The organism is Nonomuraea sp. NPDC023979, from assembly GCF_040639085.1.
GTDB classification, from domain to species: domain Bacteria; phylum Actinomycetota; class Actinomycetes; order Streptosporangiales; family Streptosporangiaceae; genus Nonomuraea; species Nonomuraea ceibae.
Genome location: NZ_JBEZZG010000001.1, coordinates 107,913 through 123,396, shown reverse-complemented (window position 1 = coordinate 123,396; position 15,484 = coordinate 107,913). Strand labels below are relative to the sequence as shown.

Here is a 15,484-nt window from a genome sequence, read left to right as displayed (position 1 = left end):
CACCTCGGTCATCAGTGGTGGAACGCGGCCTTCAGCGCCACGATGATCAGCCCGAGCACCAGGTTGACAGCGCTCGTGCCGAGGACCGCGCGCGGGGAGGCGCCGACCCCCACCGCCGCGGCGGCCGCCCAGCCGACCTGACCGGCAATCGCGACCACGAGGGCCAGCCACACGGTGGCCTGCGGTTCGAGGCCCAGCAACGGGCCGACGGCCACCACCGCGGCCGGCGGGATCGCCGCCGTGACGATCGGCCACTCCTCGACGCCGGCCCGGCGGATGTCGGCCAGGCTCGCGGAGCGGAAGACCGTACGGGCGCCGAACAGGCGGGCGTGCACGTGGGCGGCCCAGAACACCACGCTGGTGCCCAGCAGCAGCAGGACCAGCTCCAGGCGCGGGAATCTGCCGAGCGTCCCCGCACCGGCCACCACGGAGGCGGCCAGCAGCGATCCGTAGACCGCCCCGGTGTAGTCTCTCGGCCGCCGGGCGCCGTTCCCGTGATGGTGGTCCATGGGATGACCCGAGCGGGGCGTGCCGCGCGGTCAGCGCGCGCCGGTGCTCTCCATCATGTCGCGCAGTTGCGCCTCCTCCTCACGGCTGAGGGAGGTCTGGATGACGTGGCCGCCGTACGGCTGGACCTCCGGGATGACCTTGTCCGGGGTGCTCCGCACGACCAGGACGAACAGTGCGGCGGTGCCGGGCTCCAGCTTGTCGCCGAGCTCCCGCATGAACGCGTCGTTGACCCCGAGGTCCGTCATCGCGCCGCCGGCCGCTCCGGTAGCCGCGCCCAGCGCCATGCCGAACAGCGGCATGAAGAACAGCATCCCGATCAGGCCGCCCCACAGCGCGCCGCTCGCCGCGCCCATGCCGGTCGTGCCGACGCTCTGGTGCAGCTTGATCGTGCCGTTGTCCCGGCGTTCGACGATGGCCATGTCCTCCAGCGTGATCAGGTTCTGCCGCTGCAGCTCGATCAGGCGGTCGCGGACGGCGACGGCGGTGGCGACGTCCGGGTAGGAGATGGCGATGAGGTTGCTCATGGGGTCTTCTTCCTCGACGTGGCGATGTGCTCCAGGTGATCCCCCTTTCGCGATCGGGCGGCCACCACGGCCAGGCAAAAACATCCCCTCCGCATGCGGCGAGGTCCGCGCAGAAGACATCCGGAAATATCACCACAAAGCGGACAAATGGCCTTAAACTGCATGCAATTCCCGGTCGAGGTCAAGGGGCATGCCGTGCACAAGGTCGTCCACATCCGGCCGCTCGACGACGTCGTCGGACACGAGCGGTCGCCCGACTGCCTGTGCGGCCCCGCCGGAGAGGGCGTGTACGCCCAGGCCACCGCGCAGGCGCTCGGCATGATCTACCGGCACCACGCGCTGCGGCCCTGCCACGACTGGGAGGCCGCGGCCGAGGCGTGACGGGCTAGCTCTCCTCCTCGCCTGACGGCTTGCCGTACATCGTGTCGTGCTGGATGCGCGGCGAGCACACCGACGCCGACGGGCACGCGCAGCGCCTGCCGCCGTCGTCCAGCCTCACGGTCACCGTGTCGGCGGGCACGTTGTGGCCCACCACCGTGCCGTCGCCCTGCGGGGTGCTCACGCGGCTGCCATTCTTCGGCATCCGGTAGCGGGTCTCGACGTACAGCGGGTGCTCGTACTTGAGGCAGCACATCAGCCGCCCGCAAGCCCCGGCGATGCGCAGCGGGTTGACCGGCAGGTCCTGGTCCTTGGCCATGCGGACGGAGACCGGCTCGAAGTCCTTGAGGAACGTCGCGCAGCACAGGTCGCGCCCGCACGGGCCGATGCCGCCCTGGAGGCGGGCTTCGTCGCGCGGGCCGATCTGCCGCAGCTCGACGCGGGCGCGCAGGTTGCGGGCGAGGTCACGGACCAGTGCGCGGAAGTCGACGCGGTGCGGCGCCGAGAAGTAGACGGTGTAGACGTTGTCCTGGTCGAGGTAGTCGACGCCGACCACCTTCATGGGCAGCGTGTGGCGTTTGATCAGGCGTTTGGAGACGCTGCGCGCCTCGGCCCTGCGGCGTTTGTTGGTCTCGTCGCGGGTCAGGTGCTCCTCGCCCGCGAGGCCGGCGCAGACGGGCAGGCCGTCGATGTCCTCGCTGGTGTACTGCGGCGCCCACACGCACTCCGCCACCTCGGGCCCGGCGTCGGTCGGGACCAGCACCTTGTCGCCCACCGCGGGGCTGTGCGGGCCGGGGTCGAGGTAGTAGAGCCGTCCGTAGCGGGTGAAGCTCACGGCCATGATCATTCCCATGGGCTCGTGCTCGCCTCCTACCGGCGTCGGGGACACGTACCTGCCACAGTACGCGCCGCGCCGGGACGGAGCTTCACGCCCTGAGCGACAGCATCATGGACTCGACCGCGATCTGCGGGTTGACGTTGAGGTCGAGGCGCTCGCGGCAGCGCATGATCGCGTCGATGCGCCCCAGCGTCTCCTCCGGGGTGGTCGCCTTGGCCACCTGGTCGAGGTCGAAGCGGAGGTCGTCATTGGCCAGCTCGACCCCGGCGCCGAACTGCATGGCCAGCACGTCGCGGTAGAACGACACCAGCTCCAGCAGCGCCGCGTCGAGCGAGTCGCGCTTGATGCGGGTGGCGCGGGACTTCTGCCGGTCTTCCAGGTCCTTCAGCGCCCCAGCGCCACCCCTGACCAGGCCCCGGTTGAGTCCCTTGCCCGTGGAGCCCTCGCCGTAGATCTTGCGCAGCTCGGTGGTCTCGTTCTCGTTGAGCGCGGCGGTGGCGGCGGCGGCCTCCTCCTCGGCGGTCTTGACCAGCCGCTCGGCGGCGCTGACGCACTCGCCGACGCCCGACAGCGACCGGGGGATGGACAGCACGGCCTCACGGCGGCGGCGGGCCCCCTCGTCCAGGGCCAGCGCGCGGGCGCGGCTGATGTGGCCCTGGGCGGCGCGGGCGGCGAACTGGGCGGTCTCCCAGGGGACGCTGTCGCGGGTGGCCAGCAGGTGCGCGACGGCCTCGGTGCCGGGCGTGGTGAGCGTGACGAGCCGGCACCGGGACCGGATGGTGATCATCAGGTCGTCGGGGGCGGGCGCGCAGAGCAGCCACACGGTGCGCGGCGGCGGCTCCTCGATGGCCTTGAGCAGGGCGTTGGCGGCGGACTCCGTGGCCCGGTCGGCGTCCTCGAACAGGATGACCCGCCACCGGCCCTGGGTCGGCGCGCCCGCCGCGCGCAGGATGAGCTCGCGCGTCTGCTTGACGCTGTAGGACAGCCCGGCGGGGCGTACGCACTCCAGGTCGGGGTGGGAGCCGATGAGCACCTGGTGGCACTGGTCGCAGTGGCCGCAGCCGCCGTCGGGGCAGAGCAGCGCGGCGGCGAAGGCACGGGCGGCGTCCTCGCGGCCCGCGCCCGGCGGGCCGGTGAACAGCCAGGCGTGCGTCATGCCGGCGCCGCGCCCGCCGCTCACCGCCTCGGCGGCGGCCGCGGCGGCCCGCGACAGCACGGCCGTCGCCTGGGTCTGGCCTACCAGGTCATCGAAGACACCCACGGGTCAAGGCTAGTCGCGGATGGCGGGCATCGTGCCCGTGATGTCCTCGGACGTGCGCGGCACCGGGTCGGGCAGGATCTCGCGGACCCGGTCCTGGATGGCGCGGGTGATCTCGTCGGGCTCCAGGGTGCCGTCGACGACCAGGTAGCGCTCGGGCGCGGCGGCGGCCAGCGCGCGGAACTCCTTGCGCACCCGCTCGTGGAACTCCAGCGGCTCCGACTCGATCCGGTCGGCGGCCCCGCCGAGCCGGGTCAGCCCCACCTCGGGCGGGGTGTCGATGAGCACGGTCAGGTGCGGCACCAGCCCGCCCGTCGCCCAGGCGTTGACCTTGGACACGTCGCCGGGGTCGAGCGCGCGCCCGGCCCCCTGGTAGGCGAGCGAGGAGTCGACGTAGCGGTCGCACACCACCAGCGCCCCCCGGTAGAGGGCGGGCCGGATGACCTTCTCGACGTGCTCGGCCCGGTCGGCGGCGTAGAGCAGCGCCTCGGCCCGCGCCGACAGGCCGCGCTCGGCGGCGTCGAGCAGGATGGCGCGCAGCCGCATGCCGACCTTGGTGGCGCCGGGCTCGCGGGTCTGCACCACGTCGTAGCCCTGGTCGCGCAGCCAGATGGCGAGCATCCTGGACTGGGTGGTCTTGCCGGACCCCTCGCCGCCCTCGAAGGCCACGAACAGCCCCGGCACGTGCTCGGCGGGCCCGGCCTTGAACCGCTCGCCGCGCAGCGCCGCGATCAGGTCCTCGGTGATGGGGACGCCCTTGCGGTCGTCCATGTGGCGCAGCCCGAGCACGCCGACGAGCGCGGCGACCACGCCGCCGACGAGCAGCACCAGGTTGGTGCCGCTGAACTCGTAGGTCAGGTCGCCGAAGGTCAGCAGGTGCTCGCCGAACAGCGCGGCCAGCGGCGCGGCCACGGCGACGACCAGCAGCAGCGTCACCCGGGCCGTCGACTGCAGGAACGAGAACGTGCGCCCGCGCAGCCCGTCTTCGACCTCCAGGCCGATGAGCGTGTAGCCGATGATCCAGGCGATGCCCGCGCACGCCCCCAGCGCCACGGTCAGCATGACCACGATCACCAGGTTGTGGATGAGCGCGATGGCCATGAGGACGAGCCCGGCCACGATGAGCGACAGCCCGAACAGGCGCCGCCGCGACAGCTCGCGCAGCAGCCGCAGCCCGAAGAACATGCCCAGCGCCATGCCGACGAAGACGGCGCCGAACACCACGCCGTAGGCGGCGTCGCCACCGCCCAGCGCCACCACGTAGATCTTGGCGACGCCCACCACCGCGCCGCCGGCCGCGAACGCGCCCAGCATGCCGATGATCAGGCCGCGCACCAGCCGGTTGCCGCCGACGAACCGCCAGCCCTCGACGATCTGCTTGAGCACCGAGGGCGTGGAGATCGCGCCGTCGCGCTTGGGGATGTCGCGCAGCGTGAAGATGAGGAACGCCGACACCAGGTAGGCGCAGGAGTTGACGACGAGCGCCAGCGCGGTGGCGTCGACCCCGGCCAGCGCCGGCACGAGGTTGCGCCCCACGTCGCCGGCCACCGACAGGGCGGCGAACAGCGCGGCGGCGACCGGCGCGCTGCCGTAGGTCACCATCAGGTTGAGCTGGTTGGCCGACTCCAGCTGCTCCTTGGGCACCAGGTTGGGAACGGTGGCGTCCTTGGCCGGGACCCAGAACAGGTTGACGCACTCGACGAGGACAGTGGCGACGATGACCCACTGGTAGCTGCCGACGATCGGGATCGACAGCACGACGGCGAAGCGGGCCAGGTCGGCGGCGAACATCGTCAGCCGCCGGTCGAACCGGTCGGCGAACGCCCCGGCGAGCGGCCCGAGCAGGACGGCGGGCAGCATCTTGGCGACGAACACGCCGCCGATGGCCAAAGACTGGGTGCGGTAGTCGCCCTGGGTGAGGTTTCCGGCCATCGCGGTCAGCGCGAGGATGTTGAGCCAGTCACCCAGGCTGCACACCGACATGGCAGTCCACAGCCGGCGGAACGGCGCGTTTGCCAGCACGTGTGCCTGTCGGCGGCGGCCAAGGACGGTCATGATGTCAGCGTATCCAGGTCAGGGGGAGCGGCGAGTCGGATATGACCGGCTGTGCGCTGGTAAGCGCACCGGTCAGTGTGTCGGGGAGTGCACCGCTCATGGACACCGTCTCCGCTCCCAGCTCCGTCAGTCACCGCGCTTGGCCCGCTCGATCAGCGGCGCCCAGGCCGTGCGGACGGGCGCGGGCAGATCGAGATCTTCCCAGAGCTCGACGAGCAACACCCCATCCACGTGATCGAGCACGTCCTGCGGCCGGCCTTCGCTCAGCAGCGCCGCATAGGCCTCGCGGCGTTGCTCGCGGTCGGCCAGATCGTAGACCCGGCCGCCGTGGGCCACAATGCCCAGGGCCGCGGACACCGGGAGCCGTGGCAGACAACTCGGCACAGAACCGGCGAACTCCACCTTCGGCTCCAGCGCCAGCCGGAACCCGGCGGCGTCGAGGATGCGCCCGGCCGTCTCCAGGGTGGGTGACTTGCGCCCGTGCTCATAGGCCGAGAGCGTCGTGCGCGAGGTGCCGCTGCCCTCGGCGAGCTGCTGCTGGTGCAGCCGCGCCGTGTGGCGGGCGTGCTTGAGCAGCATCGCGCCGTGCTCCGCCCAGAACTTGACGTCGGGCTTCATCCGTCACCTCCCGTAGTATCCGTTCGGATACTACTCTAGATTAGCCCAGCGTGACCACTGGTTTGCGTAAAGTCAGCGCAGCTCCAGCATAGTGATCTCAGGCGGCGCTCCGACACGCACTGGAGGGCCCCAATATCCGGCCCCGCGCGTCACGTACACCGGCATGCCCTTGACCGTGCCCAGCCCCGACACCACGGGCTGCTGGAGCGGGACGATCAGGTTGAACGGCACCATCTGCCCGCCGTGCGTGTGGCCGGAGAGCTGCAGGTCGACGCCGTGTTCGGCGGCCTTCTCCGCCTGCACCGGCTGGTGGGCGAGCAGGACGGCGGCCCGGTTCGGGTCGCGCCCGCCGAGCGCCCTGGCGAAGTCGGGCCCGTCGTTCATGGTGACGCCGTTGACGTCGTTCACCCCGGCCAGGTCCAGCACCGCGCCCTGATGGCGGATCTCCACCCGTTCGTTGCGCAGCGACCGCACGCCGAGGTCGGCCAGCTCCTCGATCCACTCGCCCGGCCCCTGCTCGGTGAAGTATTCGTGGTTGCCGGTCACGAAATAGGCCCCGTAGCGGGACTCCAGGTTCTTGAACGGCTTCGCCAGCCGCCCGAGCGCGGACACCGAGCCGTCGACCAGGTCGCCGACGATCGCCACCACGTCGGGCTCCAGGCCGTTGATCATGCGCACGATCCGCTCGGTGTGCCCGATCCCGGTCAGCGGCCCCAGGTGGATGTCGCTCACCACGGCGAAGCGCAGCCCGCGCAGCCGCTGGTCGAGCCCCGGCAGCGTCACCCTGACCGGCTCGATCACCGGGTCGCCCAGCGCCACCGACGCGCCGTAGCCGACCGTGCCCAGCGCCCCGACGCCCGCGACCGCGGCGGTGGCCCGTCCCAGGAAGAGCCGCCTGCTCATGCCGTCGGCGGCGGGCCCGGGCTCCTCGGACGGCCCCGACGGCCCCGACGGCCCCGCCCCGGCGGGCACCAGCTCCACCACCGGCGCCGGACGCCTGCCGCGACGGCGCATCACCAGCGCCGCCACCGCCCGCGGCACCTCCAGCACCACGAGGAACACGACCAGGTAGAACATCACCGCGATCCACAGATAGCCCGGCCACGCCAGCCAGTGGAACGCCTCCATACGCGAGGCCACGAAGGTCGCCACCACGAGCACGAACAGCCCCGCCACCACGAAGCTCAGGCCCCTGCGCAGCCTCCCCGGCCCGGTGGTGGAGCGGACGAGCCGGTGCCACAGGTAATAGTGGACGGCCGCGACCAGAGCCACCATGAAGAAGACGAAGAGCACGCCGTCATGCTACGAGCGCGCGATCAAGCCCGCGTACGGCCGCTGAGAGGGCTCTCAGGACTTGGCGGCGGGCTTCTTCGCGGCCGTCTTGGCGGGGGCCTTCTTGGCCGGCGCCTTCTTCGTCGTCTTCTTCGGCGCGGGCGCCCGCTCACGCCGCTCGGCCAGCAGCTCCGCCGCCCGCTCGATCGTGATCTCCTCGACCGTGTCGCCCTTGCGCAGCGAGGCGTTGGTCTCGCCGTCGGTCACGTACGGCCCGAAACGACCCTCCTTGACCACGACCGGCTTCTTGGAGTTGGGGTCCTCGCCCAGCTCGCGCAGCGGCGCCGCGGCCGCGGCCCGGCCCCTGCCACGCTGCTTCGGCTGCGCGAACAGCTCCTTCGCCTGCTCGATCGTGACCGTCAGCAGGTCCTCCTCGGACCCGAGCGAGCGCGAGTCGGTGCCCTTCTTCAGGTACGGGCCGAACTTCCCGTTGTGCGCCACCACCGGCTCGCCGTCGAGCTCGCCCACCTCGCGCGGGATCGTCAGCAGCCGCAGCGCGTCGTCCAGCGTGATCGTGTCGAGCGACATCGTCTTGAACAGCGAGCTGGTGCGCGGCTTGGGGGCGTCCGCCTTCTTCGTCCGCTTCTTCGGGGCGCCCTCGGCAGGCGGCGCCTCCTCCGGCAGGATCTCGGTCACGTACGGGCCGAACCGCCCGTCCTTGGCGACGATCATGTGCCCGGTCACCGGGTCGCGGCCCAGCTCACGGTCGCCGGTCGGGCGCGAGAACAGCTCCTCGGCCTTCTCGGCGGTCAGCTCGTCGGGCGTCATGTCCTCGGGCACGTTGACCCGGGCGCCGTCGCGGTCCAGGTACGGGCCGTAGCGGCCGACGCGGATGACGATGTCGGTGCCCCTGATCGGGAACGAGCTGATCTCCTTGGCGTCGATGTCGCCCAGGTCGGTGACCATCTCCTTCAGGCCCTCGTCACCGTCGCCGCCGAAGTAGAAGCGCTGCAGCTCCGGCACCCGCTCCGCCCGGTCGTTGGCGATGTCGTCGAGCACCTTCTCCATGTCGGCCGTGAAGTCGTAGTCGACCAGGTTGCCGAAATGCTGCTCCAGCAGGTTGACCACGGCGAACGCCAGGAAGGAGGGCACCAGCGCGGTGCCCTTCTTGAACACGTAGCCGCGGTCGAGGATCGTGCCGATGATCGACGCGTAGGTCGACGGGCGGCCGATCTCGCGATCCTCCAGCTCCTTGACCAGCGACGCCTCGGTGTAGCGGGCGGGCGGCTTGGTCGAGTGACCCGCCACGTCCAGCCGGGTCGCGCTCAGCGCGTCGCCCTCGGCCAGGTTGGGCAGCCGCTTCTCGGAGTCGTCACGGTCGGTCGACGGGTCGTCGTGACCCTCCACGTACGCCTTGAGGAAGCCATAGAACGTGATCGTCCGGCCGGAGGCGGTGAACTCGACGTCCTCGCCCGCCGACGACCTGCCGCCCACCTTGACCGTGACCGACTCGCCGACGGCGTCCTTCATCTGCGACGACACCGTGCGCTGCCAGATCAGCTCGTACAGCCGGAACTTGTCGCCCGTCAGCCCCGTCTCGCCGGGCGTGCGGAACTGCTCGCCCGACGGCCTGATCGCCTCGTGCGCCTCCTGCGCGTTCTTCACCTTGCCGCTGTAAACGCGCGGCTTGTCCGGCACGTACGCCTCGCCGTACAGCTTGATGGCCTGCGAGCGCGCGGCGGCGACGGCCGTCTCCGACAGCGTGATGCTGTCGGTACGCATGTACGTGATGTAGCCCTCTTCGTAGAGGCGCTGCGCCACCTGCATCGTGTACTTGGCGGAGAAGCCCAGCTTGCGGCTGGCCTCCTGCTGCAACGTGGTCGTCCGGAACGGCGCGTACGGCTTGCGGGTGTACGGCTTGCGCTCGACGGACTTGACCGCGTAGGACGAGCCCTGGAGCCGGCCGGCCAGCTCGCCCGCGGCGGCCTCGGTCAGGTGGAGCACGTCGTTGTTCTTGAGCAGGCCGGTGCTCGCGAAGTCGCGGCCCTGGGCGACCCGCTTGCCGTCGACACCGGTCAGCGTGGCGGTGAAGTCGCGCGGCCGCTCCTCGGCCTTGCCGGTGTCGAACAGCGCCTGGAGGTCCCAGTAGTGGGCAGCCGTGAACGCCATGCGCTCGCGCTCGCGCTCGACCACCAGCCGCGTCGCCACCGACTGGACGCGCCCCGCCGACAGCCTCGGCTTGACCTTCTTCCACAGGACCGGGCTGACCTCGTAGCCGTAGAGGCGGTCGAGGATGCGGCGGGTCTCCTGGGCGTCGACCAGGCGCAGGTTGAGGTCGCGCGGGTTGGCCACGGCGTTGCGGATCGCCTGCGGGGTGATCTCGTGGAACACCATGCGGTGCACCGGCACCCGCGGCTTGAGCACCTCGCGCAGGTGCCAGGCGATCGCCTCGCCCTCGCGGTCCTCGTCAGTGGCCAGGTAGAGCTCGTCGGCGTCCTTGAGCAGCTGCTTGAGCTTGCTCACCTGCGAGCGCTTGTCGGGGTTGACGACGTACAGCGGCTCGAAGTCGTGCTCCACGTTGACGCCAAGGCGTGCCCACGTCTCCCCCTTGAACTTCTCGGGGATGTCGTCGGCCCGCTCAGGCAGGTCGCGGATATGGCCGATGCTGGACTCGACGACGTAGCCGGCGCCGAGGTACCGCTCGATCGTCTTGGCCTTGGCGGGCGACTCCACGATCACCAGGCGTGTTCCGCCGGCGCTGCCGTTGTTGGCTGGCACGCTGCTTCCTACCTCGCTGTTCGCTTGCAATTCCCCCTGCCGGGAGCCGGCACAGATCTGAAAGGTAACCCGACTCGCGGATTTTTCCTTCCCCCGGGGCTACCCACTAGCTTCCGGGTCCACCCACAAGCACGCAGAATAAGGGCCCATCGAGACGCATGGCGCCCTGACTCACCCTGGAGACTAATCGTTGTGCTCGACTACTCCTACATGGATATCTTCATTCCGCGCGATCTGTCCCGCGAAGCCGCACGTCAGCTGCTGACCGAGCACGCTGAGTACGGCCAGTGGGAGCTCGCCCGGGTGCGGCTCCATCCCGACGGGAGCCGCCGTGTACGGCTGCGCCGAAAGATCGTGCGCGTGCGCAGCACTCTATGACAAAGGCTTTGCCCGCCCCGGGCCGCGCCCCCGGAACGGGCAAAGCGTCTATGGGCCACTGCCCGCCGGCTGCGGGCAGTGGCCAGGTGTTGCTACTTCCGGCCGAGGCGGAAGCGGCGGGTGGTGGCGAACAGGGTGGCCGAGGCGGCGCACATGGCGCCCAGCACCAGCGCGAACAGCGAGCCGGTGGACATCCCGGTGACGCCGGTCGGCTGGGCGGCGCTCATCAGGCCCAGGTCACCCGTGGGCAGGCTGCCGGTCGCGGAGCTCACGGCGCCGCCGACCGGGGTCGAGGAGACGAGGGCGGTGGCCGGCTCCAGCGCCGACACCGGGCCGGTCGCGGCGGAGGTCCGCTGCTTGCCCTGGACGCCCGGCCGCTTGCCCTGGACGGACGGCTTCTTGCCCTGGACGCCGGGCTTCTTGCCCTGGACCGCGGGGGTGGCGGGCTGGGCGGGCACGCCGGGCAGGCCCGGGACCGCGGGCAGGCCGAGCGTGCCGGCGACGTCGCCGACGACCGGCAGCGGCGGCAGGCCGGAGCCGCCGCTCATCCGCTGGGCGACACCGCTGGCGTCCTGGATGCCGCTCAGCGCGGGCACCGCCGGGAGCGCGGGCAGCACGCCGCCGCCCTTGGCCGCCTGGGCCTTGCTGCTGTGGTTCTTGTAGTGGCCGTGGTGCGGCGGGGTGCCGACGTGCGCCCCGCCCAGGCACCCGGCAGCAGCGTCACCCAGGACGGCCACGGCGTTGCCGCAGACGTTGACCGGGGCGGTGATCGGCGCGATCACCTGGTTGCCGGCCAGCACGCCGGACCGGCCGGACGTGGTGTTGCCACCGGCGCCCACGCCGTTGTGGGGCGAGACGAACGCGCCGCCCTTGCAGTGGGCCTCCGACAGGCCGAGGGCCGCGACCGCGTTGCCGCACGCGTTGACCGGGGCGGTGATGGGAGCCACGACCTGGTTGCCCGAGCCGACCCCGGAACGCCCGGACGTGACGTTGCCGCCTGCGCCCTTGCCGCCGTTCTTCACCGAGACGCCGCCCTTGCACCCGGCGAACGCCTCACCGAACAGCGCCACCGCGTTGCCGCAGACGTTGACCGGAGCCGTGACGGGGGCGACCACCTGGTTGCCGCTGAGCACGCCCGACCGGCCCGACGTGTGGTTGCCACCGGCCCCGGAGCCGGCCGCCGAGTTGTGCACCGACGAGCCGCCCTCGCACCCGGCGGGCGCGTTGCCGACCGCGTTGCCGCAGGCGGTGATGGGCAGGCTGACCGGGGCGATGACCTGGTTGCCGCTGCCGGCGCCGTAGCGCCCGTCGGTGTCGTTGCCGGTCGAGCCCACGTGGCGGGAGCTGTGGTAGTGGCGCCCGTGGCCGCCGCCGTTGGTGACGGACGAGCCGCCCTTGCAGCCCGCGAACGCCTCGCCGAACACGGCCACCGAGTTGCCGCAGATGTTGATCGGGCCGCTGATCGGCGCGATCACCTGGTTGCCGCCGAGCGCCGACGAGCGGCCCGACGTGGTGTTGCCCCCGGCGCCGGTGCCGGTGTTGTGCACCGAGGCGCCGCCCTTGCAGCCCGCCGTGGCGTCACCGAAGATCGCCAGCGCGTTGCCGCAGGCGTTGATCGGGGCCGTGATCGGCGCGGTGATCTGGTTGCCGCCGATCAGGCTGTGGTCGCCCGAGGTGCGGTTGCCGCCGGCGCCGCCCTTGCCCGAGGTCTTGACCGTCGAGCCGCCGGTGCACCCGGCGTCGGAGTTGCCGAACAGCGAGACCGCGTTGCCACAGGCGTTGACCGGGGCGCTGATCGGCGCGTTGACCTGGTTGCCGCCCAGGACGCTGGACCTGCCGGACGTCTCGTTGGGGATGCCGCCCCGGCCGGTGTCGACCACCGACGCGCCCCCCTTGGAGCTGGCGCTGGACTCGCCGGCCACCCCGACCGCGTTGCCGCTGATGTCGATGGGCAGCGAGATGGGCAGGTTGACCTGGTTGCCGCCGCCGACGGAGGAGTCACCGTCGGTGTCGGCGAGCGCGGTGCCGCCGCCGAACGACATGACCGCCACCGCGAGCAGAGCCGCTGGGGCCGAAGCCTTCGCCCACGTACGCATAATGGATACTCCTACTGATTTCTTGGGGGATTACCTGACAGTTCGCACCCAGCCGTGGCCCGTGCGGGGCCTGCGGAATCGCAGGGCGCCGCGCACAGCGGAGACCTCGGGGAAATCGCGAACCAGGGACTGACGTGTCACCCGTTGGCGGAAAGTCGTGAACCGCCATGAGCGGAGGGATCGAAGCCGCGCTCCGCCACCGGCATCGGAAAGCCGGAACTCTGTCGCGGGGACTCAGTCAGGAGAGAAAGAAGGGTCGTCCGCCGCTGTGCGGACGACAGGGGGCAGCACGTACGGAAGAGCGACGTGCATGACCTCGAGCCGCGGGTCGAAGACAGACCTCGCGACGTCCCCCATGTTGGACCCGAACGGGCCGTTGCCACTGCCGTTGGGCACCAAGCCATCGGTGTCCAGGATGTTGTCGGCGGTGGAGGATGGCGGGAGGCCGGGATCCGACTGGCTGGTGAGCCCGTCGACCTTCAGCCCGGCCATCGCCCCGGCGTTGTCGAACACCGGAGCCGTGCCTACCGGGGGGAAACCGTCCGTGATGGACCCGGTGGCGTGCGGGGGTGTGCCGGCTCCTGTCGCCGCGGTGGAATCCGCGGCAGCCGGAGCGGAGAAGAGCATCCCGAACAGAAGCGCGAGCAGCCAACCCGCGGCCAGCACACTGCCGACCGCGACCGCTCGCACGACGACCCGACGGGCGCCGGCCGCGAACCGCGCCATCCGGTCAGCCCTGCGGGTGATCGGATCCTCTGCTGAGACAGTCACGGGCACGCGCCACGCATCGAGGGACATCGCCCTCGTCTGCCGCGCCGTGCGTGCCACGTGTCCTCCTCGGTTTCCAGGACCGGCTCCACCATCAGGCGGAGCCGGTCCACGGACTCACCCCTCAACGGTCCGTAACCGTAGCAGCACCCAACGTTGCCGCAAGTGCTTTTCACAAGAGACCCAGTAAGTGGTCAAGCTCGCGGCACTCGTATCGGGGCAAAGCGGGTCGGAGCTGCCGCGCCGCCCCACGACACGCGCTTGCGGAGGGCAAGAAACGAGGGCCGCCACGCCTGGGTGGTTAACCGGTATGACGCACCCCTCAGAGTTTGCTAACCTTACGGAGCCGACGCGAGATGACGGTCCCGCGTGCAGGCACCAAGTCCGGGTGGCGGAATAGGCAGACGCGCTAGCTTGAGGTGCTAGTGCCCTTTGCGGGGCATGGGGGTTCAAGTCCCCCCTCGGACACGTACTCCGGTACATGCTGGGCCTGGCTTCAACTACGACGACTCTTTCTGAGGGTTCGTAGGTGAGGTGCAGGCCCATTTGCGTGTAGAGGTCGTTCCGGTCTGCGGGATCCGCGGCCTTGAGGACCTGCGTCATCTCGGCCAGTCTTGGGATCAGCCCCATGACCTCCTTACGGTTGACGGCCCGCAGGCTTCCTTCCGCTTTGAGCCGCTCGGCCCGGGTCTCGGCCATCCACCTGCCGATCTCCTCGGGATCTCCGCCCGCGTCCAGCGTTGTCCGGTAGCGGGCCATCCGACGGTCGCAGTCGTCGACGGTCCGCTTGGCCGTCTCGATCACGGCCCGGTCTGCCTCACTGTCCCGCGCCTCCAGCAGGGTCTCGACCGTTCGCCGGAGGTTGCCGGGCGCGAGGACCTGGCACAGCCAGGTGTCCAGCTCGCCAAGGATGTGGTCCTCGCGGACGTAGACCGTACGCGGGTGCTCGATCTTGTTGGCCAGGGCGTACTCGGTGGGAAACTTGCACCGGTTAGTGCGTGCGGCCGTTGTTCCATGAGGCTTCCATCCGGCGCGCACAGACACCGCAGTGCAGCAGGCCGCGCAGGACGTACGCTCTCGGACTGCGACGGGGCTTGCGCTCGACAGCGGGGCGGCCTTTCCCCGACAGCAGCTTCTGCACACGCTCGAACGTCTCCGTGTCCACGATCGGCTCGTGCGCGATCTTCTCCGACCAGACCCACTGGCTCTCGGGATTCCACTTGAGCTTGGTGATGTGGCCCTGAGTGACGTCCTGGACGTCCAGGAGCTCTTCTTGCTAGCGCTGCTTGTTCCAGACCTGACGACTGGTGTAGCGGGGGTTCAGCCGGATGGCCTGGATGGCTGATGACGTGGTCCTCCAGCTCCCGTCGCCGGCAAAGCCATGCGGCCAGGTATCTTCGGTATCGTCCTTCTGCTACGGGCGTCAACAGAGATACCTCTCTCCGGAGATCAAGGAACGCAGCAATGCGACATTCAGCTCAGCTACCGAAGGAAACCACCCCCTGAGCTCCTAAAGCCCCAGGTGAGCAAGTGTCGGCCCCGCGCATGCGGGGATGGTCCCGTGGACGAACTCCTCCGTGTCGGCCTGGTCGAGTCGGCCCCGCGCATGCGGGGATGGTCCGTACCTGGAGACCACCCTGTACGAGGAGGCGGCGTCGGCCCCGCGCATGCGGGGGTGGTCCCGCTTCCACCGTCCAGCCGGCGGCCGGCCCGGGTCGGCCCCGCGCCTGCGGGGGTGGTCCATGTTGGGGGGCAGCCGGAATACGGCAGAAACGGGCCGCCTACTTGGCAACAACTACCTTCCGCTGCTGGATCAGCACTACGGCTCGCACCGCTCGGCCTTGTTCACCCTGGTGGCCTCGATCGAGCTGGAGTCGACCGCCGTAGTGGCTTGTGCCCTCGTCGCTGCTTGTTCTTGTTGCATCGAACGCTTCTTGTCGTCGCCTGGCGTACCCGAAGTGGATGCCTCATCCTGTCGCTTGGGCCACCGCGAACGGGCGTTGGCGATGTG

The 15,484-nt window shown here is 70.6% G+C and carries 13 protein-coding genes, 1 tRNA gene and 1 CRISPR repeat array; of the genes, 3 read left to right on the top strand and 11 right to left on the bottom strand.

Annotation, left to right across the window (positions count from 1 at the left end; genetic code table 11):
• Positions 1–11: 11 nt before the first annotated feature.
• Positions 12–509 (bottom strand): hypothetical protein, encoded by a 498-nt coding sequence (locus AB0G11_RS00660; RefSeq protein WP_357583044.1) that lies wholly within the window; start codon positions 507–509, stop codon positions 12–14.
• A 30-nt stretch (positions 510–539) separates the two neighbouring features.
• Positions 540–1,034, bottom strand: a complete 495-nt coding sequence (locus AB0G11_RS00655; RefSeq protein WP_357583042.1) for a DUF1269 domain-containing protein — start codon at positions 1,032–1,034, stop codon at positions 540–542.
• 162 nt (positions 1,035–1,196) lie between these two features.
• Between AB0G11_RS00655 and AB0G11_RS00650 the strand changes: the two genes are divergently transcribed.
• Positions 1,197–1,415: a hypothetical protein gene (locus AB0G11_RS00650; protein ID WP_357583040.1), complete on the top strand. Its 219-nt coding sequence runs from the start codon at positions 1,197–1,199 to the stop codon at positions 1,413–1,415.
• A 4-nt stretch (positions 1,416–1,419) separates the two neighbouring features.
• Here AB0G11_RS00650 and ricT read toward each other — a convergent pair whose 3' ends face one another.
• From ricT to topA, 6 genes are all read right to left on the bottom strand, one after another.
• Positions 1,420–2,259, bottom strand: coding sequence for a regulatory iron-sulfur-containing complex subunit RicT (ricT, locus tag AB0G11_RS00645; RefSeq protein WP_219517562.1), 840 nt, complete (start codon positions 2,257–2,259; stop codon positions 1,420–1,422).
• A 79-nt stretch (positions 2,260–2,338) separates the two neighbouring features.
• Positions 2,339–3,511: a DNA polymerase III subunit delta' gene (locus AB0G11_RS00640; protein ID WP_357583038.1), complete on the bottom strand. Its 1,173-nt coding sequence runs from the start codon at positions 3,509–3,511 to the stop codon at positions 2,339–2,341.
• Between the two features lie 9 nt (positions 3,512–3,520).
• Positions 3,521–5,563: a dTMP kinase gene (gene tmk / locus AB0G11_RS00635; RefSeq protein WP_357583036.1), complete on the bottom strand. Its 2,043-nt coding sequence runs from the start codon at positions 5,561–5,563 to the stop codon at positions 3,521–3,523.
• 126 nt (positions 5,564–5,689) lie between these two features.
• Positions 5,690–6,181, bottom strand: a complete 492-nt coding sequence (locus AB0G11_RS00630; protein ID WP_357583034.1) for a helix-turn-helix transcriptional regulator — start codon at positions 6,179–6,181, stop codon at positions 5,690–5,692.
• A gap of 72 nt (positions 6,182–6,253) precedes the next feature.
• Entirely contained in the window at positions 6,254–7,474 is a 1,221-nt protein-coding gene (locus AB0G11_RS00625) for a metallophosphoesterase (protein ID WP_357583032.1), read from the bottom strand.
• 54 nt (positions 7,475–7,528) lie between these two features.
• Complete coding sequence (topA, locus tag AB0G11_RS00620; RefSeq protein ID WP_219517554.1) at positions 7,529–10,231, bottom strand: type I DNA topoisomerase; 2,703 nt, start codon at positions 10,229–10,231, stop codon at positions 7,529–7,531.
• A gap of 192 nt (positions 10,232–10,423) precedes the next feature.
• Between topA and AB0G11_RS00615 the strand changes: the two genes are divergently transcribed.
• Positions 10,424–10,609, top strand: coding sequence for a DUF5703 family protein (locus AB0G11_RS00615; RefSeq protein ID WP_219517556.1), 186 nt, complete (start codon positions 10,424–10,426; stop codon positions 10,607–10,609).
• Positions 10,610–10,701: 92 nt separating this feature from the next.
• Here AB0G11_RS00615 and AB0G11_RS00610 read toward each other — a convergent pair whose 3' ends face one another.
• On the bottom strand, positions 10,702–12,705 hold the full coding sequence (locus AB0G11_RS00610) for a chaplin family protein (protein ID WP_357583030.1): 2,004 nt from the start codon (positions 12,703–12,705) through the stop codon (positions 10,702–10,704).
• Between the two features lie 234 nt (positions 12,706–12,939).
• Positions 12,940–13,533 carry a hypothetical protein gene (locus AB0G11_RS00605; RefSeq protein WP_308126180.1) on the bottom strand — a complete coding sequence of 198 codons (594 nt, stop codon included), beginning with the start codon at positions 13,531–13,533 and terminating at the stop codon, positions 12,940–12,942.
• A gap of 322 nt (positions 13,534–13,855) precedes the next feature.
• On the opposite strand from AB0G11_RS00605, the gene AB0G11_RS00600 reads away from it, so the two are divergent.
• Positions 13,856–13,941: transfer RNA gene (locus AB0G11_RS00600), tRNA-Leu, on the top strand.
• A 523-nt stretch (positions 13,942–14,464) separates the two neighbouring features.
• Here AB0G11_RS00600 and AB0G11_RS00595 read toward each other — a convergent pair.
• Positions 14,465–14,707, bottom strand: coding sequence for a recombinase family protein (locus tag AB0G11_RS00595; RefSeq protein WP_357583691.1), 243 nt, complete (start codon positions 14,705–14,707; stop codon positions 14,465–14,467).
• 298 nt (positions 14,708–15,005) lie between these two features.
• A CRISPR array of direct repeats spans positions 15,006–15,208; the repeat unit is 21 nt; unit sequence GTCGGCCCCGCGCATGCGGGG.
• Between the last annotated feature and the right edge of the window lie 276 nt (positions 15,209–15,484).